This window comes from Polaribacter glomeratus (assembly GCF_002954665.1).
In the GTDB taxonomy this organism is placed as follows: Bacteria; Bacteroidota; Bacteroidia; order Flavobacteriales; family Flavobacteriaceae; genus Polaribacter; species Polaribacter glomeratus.
The window spans coordinates 513,868-526,822 of sequence record NZ_MSCM01000002.1 but is presented as its reverse complement, the minus strand read 5'-3'; the positions used below and the strand labels follow the sequence as shown (position 1 = coordinate 526,822).

Sequence of the window (12,955 nt, the reverse complement as noted above, 5' to 3'; positions counted from 1 at the left end):
TATTATTAATCTGTAAATTTTCTAAATATAAAATCTTTTGAAAATGACGTATATTCTGTTTTTATGTAAAAGTCTTTATATTTAAAAACGGTACTTCCTTTGTTATTCGACTTAAAATCTTTCATTTTATCAAAAGCATTTTCTTTAATTTCTCCTTTTACGTGGTTAAAGTTTTCATCAAACAAAGACTCTATTCTGGTTGTTTTATTATTAGAAAAAGAGTTGAATGCAATTTGAGTTGGATTAAAAAATACAGTGGCAGAACCTATCGTACCTAAAGGAATTCCGCCAAAGGGCATCATCATTCCTGCATTTGATTTTTGAACAATATAACCGCCAATAATTACATGGTATTGATTATTTACTTTTCTTACAGAAATACCCGAATTCCCTTTCGAAATTCTTCTTAAAAAGCGATTTGTTTTTCCTAATTCTCTATATGCGTCATACATGCCGCCTTCTTGAATAATTGCTGTATTTTTAAAAGTGATTTCTTCGTCTTTATTCGCCAAATATTCTTTAAGTAAATTACCGGTTTCAAAATCTAAAATTTCAACAGAAAATTCGTTTTTTGTTACGGCAATTGTAAAAATATTTTTGCCATTTAAATAAGAATTTGTTCTTTTTGCTTTCTCGCCTAATGCAGGTTTATTAAATTGAAATGAATTAGCAGTATACGTTTCTAAATCAATTTCTAAAACTTGCGTAAACATTTTATGATGGTCTAGTGTAAAAAAGATTAAATTTTCTCGCACAAACATCTTCGTTGCTTCGGATGTTAATTCTATCGAGTTTGGAGTGTTTTCTTCAAACTTTTTAAGATCATTTCCTGTAATTAAAAGTGATAAAAGAGTTGTATTTTTTCCTTTAGAATCTATAAATCTTAAAGCAGAAATATCAATATCATTTTTTATAGGAGTTCCGTTTTCATCAAAAGAATAGATATACAAATGATTTTCTGATTTTGATCCAGAAATCAAATAAAATTGGTTTTTAGAATTTATAGTTTGTATAAACTCTTCATTTTCACCAATTGAAAACTCTTGTAATGAGGTTGTACCATCTTTAAAAGAAAAGTTAATAAAGGCGAAATTATTTTGATTTTTATCGGTTAAAAACACACGATAAGTATCGTTTTTAGAAGCACTAGAGCCAATTAAAACTTTGTATTTTCTACTTTTTTCTTCGGATGTTATTTTTGCTGTAACTTTAAAATCGGCATCAATTTTATAGCCATAAACGTTTTTAGCATCGGCTACAAAAAAAGCAATTTCGTCTGTTTCTGTGTTTACAACCGGAATTACATCTTTAATATCAGAAGAAGAAGTTTTTAAATCGTTGGTAAACGAAAGCACTCTTTCTTGTGAAAATGTGGCAATACTAAAACTTAAAATAATTAATCTTAAAAAACTCTTTATCATATTTTATCTTTTCTAACTTACTTGTTGCCCGTTTTTAACTAGTTTTTCTGGTTCTACAAAGGCTAATTTTCCGTCAGGTGTGTCTGTCATTAAAATCATTCCGTTGCTTTCTACCCCTTTAATTTTTCTTGGCGCTAAATTGATTAACACAGAAACTTGCTGACCAATAATTTCTTCTGGCGAAAAACTTTCTGCAATTCCGGATACAATTGTTCTTATATCAATACCAACATCCACTTTTAACTTTAATAGTTTTTTGGTTTTAGCCACTTTTTCAGCTTCCAAGATAGTTCCAATTCGGATGTCTAGTTTTGTAAAATCTTCAAAATCAATGATTTCTTTTTGAGGTTCTAAAACTCTTTTTTCTTCTTCGTTTGCTTTTTTAGTCGCAATTAATTTTTCTAGTTGCGCTTCAATAGTTTCGTCTTCAATTTTAGAAAATAATAATTCTGCTTGGTTTATTTGATGATTTGCTTGCAATAAAACGGCTTTTTCTGATACGTCTTTCCAAGTTATAGAATTATCAATACTTAAAATACCTTTCAATTTATCCGAAGTAAAAGGTAAAAAAGGTTCAGAAACGATTGCTAATGCTGCAGATATTTGCAAGGCCACAAACAGGATTGTTTTTACACGTTCTTCATCCACTTTAATTACTTTCCAAGGCTCTTCATCGGCTAAATACTTGTTTCCAAGTCTTGCTAAATTCATTAATTCTTGGCTAGCTTCTCTAAAACGATATCTTTCAATCGATTTTCCAATACTATTAGGAAACTCTTTAACGGCAGCCAAAGCATCTTCATCGGCTTCCGAAAAATCGTTTGGAGTTGGTAAAACTCCGCCATAATATTTATTGGTTAAAACCACCACTCTGTTAATAAAATTACCAAAAATGGCAACCAATTCGTTATTATTTTTTGCTTGAAAATCTTTCCAAGTAAAATCGTTGTCTTTACTTTCTGGTGCGTTTGCTGTTAACGTATAACGTAAAACATCTTGCTGATTTGGGAAATCTTCTAAATATTCGTGCAACCAAACTGCCCAATTTTTAGAAGTTGATAACTTATTGCCTTCTAAATTTAAGAATTCATTTGCAGGCACATTATCTGGTAAAATATAATCTCCGTGGGCTTTTAACATCGCAGGAAAAATAATACAGTGAAAAACAATATTGTCTTTCCCTATAAAATGAACTAATTTTGTATCGTCTTTTTTCCAATAATCTTCCCAGTTTTTCCCTTCTCTTGCTGCCCATTCTTTGGTTGATGAAATATAGCCAATTGGCGCATCAAACCAAACATACAACACTTTGCCTTCTGCGTCTTTTAACGGTACAGGAATTCCCCAATCTAAATCTCTAGTTACAGCTCTTGGACGTAAACCATCGTCTACCCAACTTTTTACTTGTCCGTATACATTAGGTTTCCAGTCATTTTTATGACCTTCTAAAATCCACTCGCGTAAAAAATTTTCGTGCTTATCTAAAGGTAAAAACCAGTGTTTTGTTTCTTTTATAGTTGGCACATTGCCTGTAATTGCAGATTTTGGATTGATTAAATCTGTAGCATTATGACTTGTTCCGCAGCTTTCACATTGATCGCCATAGCTTTCTTCAAAGCCACATTTTGGGCAAGTTCCTACTACAAAACGATCTGCTAAAAACTGATTTGCTTTTGCATCATACAATTGTGCTGAAATTTCTTCAATAAACTCACCATCGTTATACATTTTTGTAAAAAATTCTGATGCAGTTTCGTGATGAATTTTAGCCGAAGTTCTTGAATAATTATCAAAAGAAATACCAAAATCTTCAAAAGATTTTTTGATAATTCCATGATATTTATCGATAATAACTTGGGGCGAAACGCCTTCTTTTTTAGCTTTCATTGGTATGGCAGCACCATGTTCATCAGAACCAGAAATGTATGCAACATCGTTACCCGTTAAGCGTAAATAACGTGCATAAATATCTGCAGGAACGTACACACCTGCTAAATGGCCAATATGAATTGGACCATTTGTATATGGCAAAGCGGCTGTAATTGTATATCTTTTAGGAGCACTCATGTGATCTTTTGTTTTTATTTTTGGACTGATTTTTGAAGTGCAAAAGTACGGAAAAGCAATTTTTAAATCCGATAGAAAATAGATACATTTACGAGAAATAGATTTTTTGACTATTAGAACCAAGAACCAAGAATTATTTTGAAGAGAAGTATCTTTATTTTAGTGTTTTTTTTCCTTTCATGTAACAGTAATTTTTATGGTGATAAAGATGTAGGCGGAGATTTCTATTATATGGTAGAACCTGCGTTTAATAGTATTTATATTGCTAAAATTAAAGATAGTCCATATCAATATTTAGGACCTTATGTGATTGAAAATATTGAATCTTTAGGTTTTAATGACAGGTTTATTTTAATTAGTAATAAAAAGAATGACTCGTTAAAGTATTTTTTAATAGATAAAGAAAAAGAATTAAATAGAAATTATGAGGATAGACTTCAGAAAACCTATTCACTTGAATTAGATTCCTTAAAATTTGAAAAATTAATAGTCATTCACAAAATCAAAATAAAAACTAATGAAGAATATAGGAAAGAAAATGGATGGGAATAAACTTTTAGTTTTATTCTTTCTCGTAGCTTTTTCAACTACAACCGCACAAGAAAAGCTAGATTCTATAAAAGTAAAAGAGAACCCAATTGTATTTGGCGATTTTCTTGTTGGATATTCAAACACAGGAAAAACTGCGGTTACGGTTGCGGGGAATCTTAATTATCAATCAAAAAACAATTTGTACACGTTTAGAACTTCACAAACAACAAGTATCGATAAAATAGATTGGTTTTTTTTTATTCCCATTTCTGTAGTAAGCAATACAACAACAGAATATGCGGCGCTTTATGGAAAAAGGTATATCGAAGACGGAATGGCGTATCATTTTTCTGGCGGAATTTCTTACAATATAAATGAAGATGTTAACGAGGATATTAAAACAAGAGATACCTTTGCAGGATTCCCATTAGAAATTGGAATGAGTTTTTTTAAACCAAATAAAGAGCGATTTAGAATCTTGTACGGATTAATTCCCGTTGGGGAAAAAACAAGTTTTGGTAGATCTTTTGGGTTTAAATTATACGCAAACATTGCTAAAAGATCATATGTTGGTTTAGGTTTAACATTTGGTTTAGGATGGCATAAAATATATTAAAAATGAAAAATAATGTATTACCCTTTTTATTATTGATGACTTTTTCATCGGCATTTGCACAAAAGAAATTTAAAACGCCACCGTATTTAAAAGTGGGCGATACGATAGCCATTGTGGCGCCAGCGGGCATTTTAAAGAATAAACAGGAAACCATTCAAAAAGCAAAAGAATTAGCAGAAAGTTGGGGACTAAAAGTAGTTTTAGGTAAAAATTTATTTAATCAGAATAATCATTTTTCTGGAACAGATAACGAACGAACTCAGGATTTTCAAGAAGCTTTAGATAATAAAAATATCAAAGCAATTTGGGCGGCAAGAGGCGGTTATGGATCTGTGAGAATTTTAGATAAATTAAATTTTACCAAGTTTAAAAACAATCCAAAATGGATTATTGGTTATTCTGATATTACTGCCTTTCACAATCATATTCATACTTTAAAAGTAGAATCAATTCACGGAATGATGGCTACAAATTTAAGTGAAAAACCAGAAGATATTTTAGAAACCGTTGCCTCCTTTAAAAAAGCACTTTTTGGCGAAGAAATTAGCTACACAATTCCTTCATCAGCATATAACAATGCTGGTAATTCGTTAATATTAGGTCAAGTTATATCAGGACAAGTTATTGGCGGAAACATTTCTATTTTAGCTTCTATGTTAGGTTCTAAAAGTCAAATAAATACGGAAGGTAAAATTCTTTTTATTGAAGAAATTGGAGAATATAAATATGCTATCGACCGGATGTTACAAAGTTTAAAACGTGCAGGATATTTTACAAAAGTAAAAGCGGTTGTTGTGGGCGATATGTCAAGGATTAAAGCAAATTCAACAGAATGGGGAAGTTCTATAGAACAACTAATTTTAGATGTTTTGCCAAAAGAGATTCCTGTTTTATTTCATTTTCCTGCAGGTCACGAATCAGATAATAGAGCTATGATTTTTGGAAGAAAGGTTGAGTTAATTATCGGAAAAGAAAATTCTTCATTTGTTTTTAAAGAAAATTAGTTATTAAATTTCCTTCTGTATGATAAGGTTCAAAACGCGCAAATAACTCTTCTGAATACCAGTTAAGTTCTCTCGTTTTCTTTACCATTTCTGCATGCTTTGGGTTGCTGTAGGCATAGTTAAACATGGCATCTGCAGACGACCAAATAGAAAAAGTAGCTTGCATTAATAGCGGGAATTCTCCAATACCCTTAGAATATAATAATTCTTTATAAGCATCCATAGATTTAGAAACTTCGGGTACATTTTTCCAGAATTGATACGCTAATTTAGGTTTAATTGTAGCTCTTGTAATTACAGCCAAAGGTTTGTTTTTATCTAGTTCTGTGCTGCTTTTAAACGGATTTTGCTTACTCCAATTACCATGACTTTTAATAGTTTTCATAAATACAATACTAAAATTGGTTGCACTTTTTTTATATTGTTCAACAACTTTTGTTTGTGTAAATATTTTGGCATGTTCTTCACTCTCAAAAACAGTGATAAACCCAAAAGTAGAAAAGTCTGGTTTTATAGAGAAACCATTGCCACTTCCTGTTCCTAGTGGTTTAAAAAAAGTTAAACCAGGTGTTTTATTTAAATAGATTGGCGGTCTTCCCATTCTTGCAAAAGCATTCCATTTATTTTTGAAACCTGCATATTCAAAAAAACAAATTAAAGTAGTCTGCGTCATACAACAAAGATAAAGGTTCCGCTTTAAAAGCTCAAAAAATATGGTGTACTTATTTTTATTTAAATTCTTTAAAAATAAACTTTTAAGCGATGTCTTATTTATCTAATTAATCTTATCAGAATTAAAGCCGAGGATATTATCTTAACTGTTCTGTTAGCTTCATGTAATGTTTCCGTGCCTGCTAGTTGCTAGGTTGTTTTTAAAAACGAAGCAGTTTAATGTATTTTATCGTCAATAATAATTCTACTTATTAATGTTCAATTATTTAGATAATTTATTTGTAAATTTATTTTTTAGAAGTAGCAATAACAAGCCAAAAAAGTATTTTGGTAAAATGATTACAAAAGGTTTAATTATGGCAGAACACAATGAACTTGGTAAAAAAGGAGAGAAGTTAGCAGTCGATTTCTTAATTGAAAACGGGTATAAAATCTTGGAAAAAAATTATCGATACTTAAAAGCAGAAGTGGATATCATCGCCCAGATAAAAGATATTTTGGCAGCTGTAGAAGTAAAAACAAGAAGTTCTGATTATTTTGGAAATCCGCAAGATTTTATTACACCTAAAAAGATAAAACTATTGGTTTCTGCAATTGATTATTATGTGGTACAAAGAGATTTAGATGTAGAGGTGCGTTTTGATGTTATTGCAGTTCTTTGTAAAAAAAATGACACAAAAATTGAACATTTAGAAAATGCTTTTCTTCATTTTTAGGACTTATTTTTTTTCTAAATATTCTTTAACTTCATCAATATCATACGGTTTTGCAACAATTTTTTTATTTTTATCTAACACAAAATAACTTGGCGTAGAGAAAATTTGATAGGCTTTAGCTGTTTCATTCTCCCATTTATTTAAACCTAATACATTGTGCCAGCCATTTAAATTGGTTTTAGAATAGTTCTCCCAAACAAAAGCATCATCCTCTAAAGCAAAAGCTATTACTTTTATATTTTTCTTATTTTTCAAGTAAGTATGTAGCAGCGGCATTTCTCGCATACAATGAGAGCAAGTTGTGCTCCAAAAAACCAAGACATATTTTTCTGCGTCATTTAAAGTAGAAAGTTTAAGCGTTTTTCCGTTTTCTTTCCAAGAAAAATCTGGCGCAGTTCTGCCAACTTCAGAGGCAAATAATGCTTTTTTTTCTGCTTTAAATTTAGCACTTTGTAATGCTTCTGGTAGTTTGTTGTATTTGTTTTCAAACAGATAATCTATAATTTCTAAATTTTTATAAGCTTCGAATTGTACTATTAAAAACTCTATAATATCTCTTTTGTAAGTTTGATTTTTAATTTTAGAGAGCACCGTTTCTATAGATTCTTTATAAAGTCTTTGTTGTGTTCTATTGTCATCAGAATAATTAATGTAAAAAACATAGGATACAATTCTATCCGTCAAAAAAGAAGAATTCAACAACGTTTTGTTAGAAAAGTCTAATTTGTTAAAAAATGTATTTTTAATATTAAAAAGATAAGCATCTACAGAGGTTAAAATATCTGTAGAATTGCTTTGAACACTCGCTTTTATAATAGGAGCAATGTATTTTTCTTTAGATACTTCTACGTATTTATTTTGAATGGTATTTACTTTTTTATAGGCCTTTTGATAGGCTGTTTTTAAGTCTGCTTTTGGGTTTTGAACTGCTGCAATTTGTATAGAGTCTAATTTACTTTGAGCTTTAGAGATGGCTGCTGAATATTCTTTGTAAAGCTTGTTTTCTGATGATTTTGAAAAAGAAACAGTTTGATCTGGATAGTCTGGATTAAAAATAAAAGAGATGTTTTCTTTATTGAAAAAAAAGTCTAAAAATCCTTCACCTTCAGTTCTGTAACTTATTCTATAAGCACCCGGCTTTGCTTCTGGTTTTAGCGTAAATTCAAAGCGGCTAATGGCTTTTTTTTTACCACTAATAGTCATAGAATCAATTTTTATAGTAGTATTACTTACAAAAACTTGTTTTGTGCCTTCAACTTTATACAAAATAACCCAATCACTAACTATTTTTGGGCTCATAGTACCTTTTATAGAATATTGTGCATTTGCTACCGAGGTAATAAATAGGATAAAATAGAAAATAGTTTTCATCATTTTTTTATATTTTGCTTTTTGATTTTTATGTTCAAAAAACATGTCAAATGTACTATATCTGCATCAATTTAAGTATATTGTAACGTTAAATAATAAATAATTATGAGTGGTTTTTCTGATAAAATAATATGGATAACTGGAGCTTCTTCCGGAATAGGAAAAGCGTTAGCAATAGCGCTATCTAATCAAAATGCGAAACTTATTTTATCTTCAAGAAAAAACCAAGAGTTAGCACTGGTTAAAAAGCTATGTAAAAACCCAAATGATGTAAAAATAGTTACGTTAGATTTAGAGGATTATACAAATTTACAGCCAAAAGTTGATCAAGCTATTGCTGCTTTTGGCAAAATAGATATTTTGGTAAATAATGGCGGAGTTAGTCAAAGATCGTTTGTGAAAGACACTCTAATTTCTGTTGATAAGCGAATTATGGATATTAATTATCTAGGAACAATTGCATTATCAAAAGCTCTTTTACCACATTTTATTAAAAATGAAAAAGGACATTTTGTAGTAACTACAAGTATTGTTGGCAAAATAGGGACACCTTTACGCTCTAGTTATGCAGCAAGTAAACACGCTTTACATGGTTTTTTTGATAGTTTACGCACAGAGCATTATCTAGATAATATTATGGTAACATTGGTTTGCCCGGGTTTTGTAAATACAAATGTTTCTAAAAACGCGTTAACTGGTAATGGAACACCACAGCAAAAAATGGATACTGCTACTGCTAATGGAATTGCTCCAGACCGTTTTGCAAAATTAATGGCTAAAGCAATTCTAAACAAAAAAGAGGAAGTCTATATTGCGGGTGCAAAAGAGAAATTAGGCGTGTATGTAAAACGCTTTTACCCAAAGTTGTTCTCAAAAATGATTCGTAAACTTAGTGTTACTTAATCTTCAAAATAGTCTAAAGTTTCAAAATAAGAAACAATAGCGTCTTTCATTAAAATAGTTTGTTCACCACCTTTTAAGTTTGGTAATTCTGTAAGTGTTTTAAAATGTGGCCAACCATCTTCATCAAAATAATCGAATTCATAATATCCGTAAGGCTCTAATAACTTGCAGATTGCAATATGCATTAAGTTTACTTTTTCGTCTTTTTTAAATTCTCTATGACCTTGCCCCAACTCTTGCACGCCAATTAAATAGATAATTCCGTCTAAATTTAATTCCTCACCTTCAGAAAAATCGTCAGTTAGTTTGGTTACTAAATAATTCCACTTTTCTTTTAAATTACTAACTTTTGTCATAAAACTGTTTAAAGTGTAAAGATACACTGTCCATTTTTAATTTTTAAAAAAAGGATGTAGATTTACAAAAACTATTTTGAATGAATATTTTTGACATCATTATTGGTGCATTGCTGCTTTTTGCTTTTGTAAGAGGAATTATGAAAGGATTTTTTGCAGAAGTTGCATCTTTAGTGGCAATTATTGCGGGTGTGTTTGTAGCGATTCATTATGCGCATCATTTAGAAGTTTATTTATTAAATTCTAGCTATCTAAATTGGTCTGACGAAACCAACAGAATTGTAGCATTTGCAGTAACTTTTTTAACGGTAGTACTTGTGGTAATTGTAATTGGGAAAATTTTGACAAAAATTGCAGATATAACTGCGTTAGGAATGTTAAATAAATTATTAGGAGGCGTTTTTGGTGCGCTAAAAATTACCTTAATTTTAAGTGTAATTTTCACTTTTTTTGGCAGTATAAATAGCACAATACCTTTTGTAAAACAAGAAACTTTAGATGCATCTATTTTATACAACCCAGTAAAAAAGATTGCACCCGCTTTATTTCCATCTATTATAAAAGAAGGAAAAGACGGTAAAAAAGAACTAAAATTTAATTAAACTCTGTATTATCAATCCAGCTAAAATAGTTTTTATAAACCGTTTCTTTTTCTGAAGCTACATAAGCTAAAAATGCTTTTGCCACAGGCGATAAAGTTTTCTTTTTTAAATAGATTAATTTCCACACCGATTTTAAAGGCAACCCTTTTGCCGGAATTATTTTTAACTCGTTTTGTAACAATTCGTTTTTTATACTAAGCAAAGACACAATAGAGACACCAATATTTGCAACGACAGCTTGTTTTATGGCTTCGTTAGACGTTAATTCTAATTTAATTTTTGGTGCAATTTTTTCTTGTTTAAAAAATTGCTGCATCGTGTGTCTAGTGCCAGAACCTTCTTCTCTATAAATTAAGGGAATTGTTTTAAAAATTGAGGTTCCTTTTTCGCTAATAATTTTATTTTCTTTGGATGCTACTAAAACCAAATGATTGTCCATAAGTGGCAATTCTTCAATTTCTAAATGACTAGGACTTACAGTTACCAGAGAGAAGTCGACTAAATTTTGCTCTAAATCTTTTATAACAGTTGTTTTATTAGATACATCTAAAACGAGTTCTACTTTTGGATATTTTTTTAAAAATCCGCTTAAAAAATAAGGCATTACATAATTACCTGTAGACACTACAGATATTTTTAACTTACCAGAAAGTAAGCCTCTAAACGCCTCTGTTTTGTATTGTATCGTTTCTGTTTTATTTAAAATTTCTTCTGCAATTACAAAAATTTCTCTACCAAAATCGGTTACATAAAACTGTCTTCCTATTATTTCTGATAAAGGAATATCAAACTGATCTTGAAAATTTTTTAGTTGTATAGAAGCTGCAGGCTGCGTCATGTTTAATTCGTTAGCAGCTTTGGTAATGCTTTTGTTTTCTACAATTGTGGTAAAAACTTTTAGTTGATGTAAGGTAAAGTTCATTAAAAATATTTATGTTTGGTATAACGAAATTAAATAAAAATATATGAATATTTGCTTTTAGTTTTGTCAGATTTTAAAAATCAATAAATGAATATAGATGTTTTAATAAGTAATTTAACAAACCCGGTATTATTATTTTTTGTTCTTGGTATTATCGCCACCTTGGTAAAAAGCGATTTAAAAATACCCGAATCATCCTCAAAGTTTATTTCACTGTATTTACTTTTTGCTATCGGATTTAAAGGCGGTCAAGAACTTTCGCACAGCGAATTTAATGCAGAAATTTTATACTCAATTTTATTTGCTATTTTTCTTTCTGTAATTGTACCTATCTACACATTTTATATGTTAAAAAGTAAAGTTGGTATACCAAATGCAGGTGCAATAGCTGCGGCTTATGGTTCTGTAAGTGCAGTAACTTTTGTAACGTCAGTTTCTTTTTTAGAGAATCAAGGCATCACTTTTGGAGGACATATGGTTGCAATTATGGCAATTATGGAGTCGCCTGCTATAATTGTGGGTGTTATTTTAATTATGGTGAACGACTCCACACAAAAAGAAAAAAAATCAATAGGAAGTATTATAAAACACTCATTTACAAGTGGTAGTGTTTTAATGTTAGTAGGTAGTTTGGTTATAGGTTTAATTGCGGATGCAACACAAGCCCGCGGAATAGAGCCTTTTACTACAGATATCTTTAAAGGATTTTTATCCCTTTTCTTATTAGAAATGGGAATGGTTACAGCGAGTAGAATTAAAGGATTTAAGAAATATGGATTGTTCTTATTTTTCTTTGGGATTCTCGTTCCGCTTTTTAACGGAATGATTGTAGCATATTTAAGTGGCTTTATTACAGAAAGTGCAGGTAACAGATTCTTATTTGCAATTTTAGCTGCAGGTGCATCTTATATTGCAGTTCCGGCAACTATGAAGTTAGCAGAACCAAGAGCAGATGCTGGTATTTATATACCTATGGCTTTGGGTATTACGTTTCCGTTTAACATAACAATTGGGATGCCTATTTATTTTGCAATTGTCCAATTGTTTTAAGTATGTTTTTTTCTTAAAAGTAAAAAACCATCAGAAAAATTAATTCTGATGGTTTTTTTAGTTTTAAAATTGTGTTTTAGTTTAATCTAAATCTAACGTAAAAATATCATCTAAATGTGCTGCGCTATCCATAGATACTTTTAAATCTTTAATAACACCATCATTTAAACCATACACCCAACCATGAATTTCTAGACCACTATCATCTTTCCAAGATCTTTGTACAATAGACGTCTTTGCTAAATCATATACTTGCGCTATTACATTTAATTCTACCAAGCGGTCAAAACGTTTGCGTTCGTCTGTTATTTTTTTAAGTTCGGTATAATTATCCTTATAAACTTCTTTAATATTTCTAATCCATTTATTGATTAAACCTAAAGATTTATTTTGCATCGCAGCTTCAACACCACCACAACCGTAATGGCCACAAACAATAATATGTTTTACTTTTAGGTGGTTTACAGCATAATCTAATACACTTAACATGTTCATGTCTGTATGAATAACCATATTTGCAATATTTCTATGAACAAATATTTCACCAGGAAGTGTACCAGTAATTTGATTTGCAGGCACTCTACTGTCTGCGCAACCAATCCACAAAACAGGTGGTTTTTGTCCTTCGGCTAAGCTTTTAAAATAGTTTTCATCTTTTTCTAGCATTTCACTAACCCACTTTTTGTTGTTAGTTAATAGTTGATGGTAATATTTATTTTTCATA

Annotated in this window: 14 protein-coding genes; 7 read left to right on the top strand and 7 right to left on the bottom strand. The window is 30.3% G+C overall.

Features of this window, described 5'->3' with window-relative positions:
* Positions 1 to 5: 5 nt before the first annotated feature.
* Together BTO16_RS12245 and metG are read right to left on the bottom strand one after the other, a co-directional pair.
* Positions 6 to 1,421: a hypothetical protein gene (locus BTO16_RS12245; RefSeq protein ID WP_105021962.1), complete on the bottom strand. Its 1,416-nt coding sequence runs from the start codon at positions 1,419 to 1,421 to the stop codon at positions 6 to 8.
* A gap of 12 nt (positions 1,422 to 1,433) precedes the next feature.
* Positions 1,434 to 3,488, bottom strand: a complete 2,055-nt coding sequence (metG, locus tag BTO16_RS12240) for a methionine--tRNA ligase (RefSeq protein ID WP_105022904.1) — start codon at positions 3,486 to 3,488, stop codon at positions 1,434 to 1,436.
* 138 nt (positions 3,489 to 3,626) lie between these two features.
* On the opposite strand from metG, the gene BTO16_RS12235 reads away from it, so the two are divergent.
* Genes BTO16_RS12235 through BTO16_RS12225 form a run of 3 tightly spaced genes read left to right on the top strand, consistent with a single transcriptional unit; the run spans position 3,627 to position 5,639 of the window.
* The gene (locus BTO16_RS12235) at positions 3,627 to 4,040 is read left to right on the top strand and encodes a hypothetical protein (protein ID WP_146105401.1); all 414 of its coding nucleotides are present in this window, start codon (positions 3,627 to 3,629) and stop codon (positions 4,038 to 4,040) included.
* Positions 4,006 to 4,635: a hypothetical protein gene (locus BTO16_RS12230; RefSeq protein ID WP_245892109.1), complete on the top strand. Its 630-nt coding sequence runs from the start codon at positions 4,006 to 4,008 to the stop codon at positions 4,633 to 4,635. Before BTO16_RS12235 ends, BTO16_RS12230 begins: the two co-directional genes overlap by 35 nt.
* 2 nt (positions 4,636 to 4,637) lie before the next feature.
* Entirely contained in the window at positions 4,638 to 5,639 is a 1,002-nt protein-coding gene (locus BTO16_RS12225) for a S66 peptidase family protein (protein WP_105021960.1), read from the top strand.
* Here BTO16_RS12225 and BTO16_RS12220 read toward each other — a convergent pair.
* Complete coding sequence (locus tag BTO16_RS12220) at positions 5,626 to 6,312, bottom strand: hypothetical protein (RefSeq protein WP_105021959.1); 687 nt, start codon at positions 6,310 to 6,312, stop codon at positions 5,626 to 5,628. The two genes, BTO16_RS12225 and BTO16_RS12220, sit on opposite strands and share 14 nt — an antisense overlap.
* A 355-nt stretch (positions 6,313 to 6,667) precedes the next feature.
* Here BTO16_RS12220 and BTO16_RS12215 point away from each other — a divergent pair, with 355 nt between their 5' ends.
* Positions 6,668 to 7,027, top strand: coding sequence for a YraN family protein (locus BTO16_RS12215; RefSeq protein WP_105022902.1), 360 nt, complete (start codon positions 6,668 to 6,670; stop codon positions 7,025 to 7,027).
* Positions 7,028 to 7,030: 3 nt separating this feature from the next.
* On the opposite strand, the gene BTO16_RS12210 is transcribed toward BTO16_RS12215, so the two are convergent.
* Positions 7,031 to 8,401: a TlpA family protein disulfide reductase gene (locus tag BTO16_RS12210; RefSeq protein ID WP_211298235.1), complete on the bottom strand. Its 1,371-nt coding sequence runs from the start codon at positions 8,399 to 8,401 to the stop codon at positions 7,031 to 7,033.
* A 102-nt stretch (positions 8,402 to 8,503) separates the two neighbouring features.
* Here BTO16_RS12210 and BTO16_RS12205 point away from each other — a divergent pair, with 102 nt between their 5' ends.
* Positions 8,504 to 9,301, top strand: coding sequence for an SDR family oxidoreductase (locus BTO16_RS12205; protein WP_105021958.1), 798 nt, complete (start codon positions 8,504 to 8,506; stop codon positions 9,299 to 9,301).
* On the opposite strand, the gene BTO16_RS12200 is transcribed toward BTO16_RS12205, so the two are convergent.
* Positions 9,298 to 9,657, bottom strand: a complete 360-nt coding sequence (locus BTO16_RS12200; RefSeq protein ID WP_105021957.1) for a hypothetical protein — start codon at positions 9,655 to 9,657, stop codon at positions 9,298 to 9,300. The two genes, BTO16_RS12205 and BTO16_RS12200, sit on opposite strands and share 4 nt — an antisense overlap.
* Before the next feature lie 80 nt (positions 9,658 to 9,737).
* On the opposite strand from BTO16_RS12200, the gene BTO16_RS12195 reads away from it, so the two are divergent.
* Entirely contained in the window at positions 9,738 to 10,259 is a 522-nt protein-coding gene (locus BTO16_RS12195; protein WP_105021956.1) for a CvpA family protein, read from the top strand.
* On the opposite strand, the gene BTO16_RS12190 is transcribed toward BTO16_RS12195, so the two are convergent.
* On the bottom strand, positions 10,252 to 11,181 hold the full coding sequence (locus BTO16_RS12190; protein ID WP_105021955.1) for a LysR family transcriptional regulator: 930 nt from the start codon (positions 11,179 to 11,181) through the stop codon (positions 10,252 to 10,254). The two genes, BTO16_RS12195 and BTO16_RS12190, sit on opposite strands and share 8 nt — an antisense overlap.
* An 87-nt stretch (positions 11,182 to 11,268) precedes the next feature.
* Between BTO16_RS12190 and BTO16_RS12185 the strand changes: the two genes are divergently transcribed.
* Positions 11,269 to 12,231, top strand: coding sequence for a sodium-dependent bicarbonate transport family permease (locus BTO16_RS12185; RefSeq protein WP_105021954.1), 963 nt, complete (start codon positions 11,269 to 11,271; stop codon positions 12,229 to 12,231).
* 81 nt (positions 12,232 to 12,312) lie between these two features.
* On the opposite strand, the gene can is transcribed toward BTO16_RS12185, so the two are convergent.
* Positions 12,313 to 12,954, bottom strand: coding sequence for a carbonate dehydratase (gene can / locus BTO16_RS12180; protein WP_105021953.1), 642 nt, complete (start codon positions 12,952 to 12,954; stop codon positions 12,313 to 12,315).
* Position 12,955: the final 1 nt, after the last annotated feature.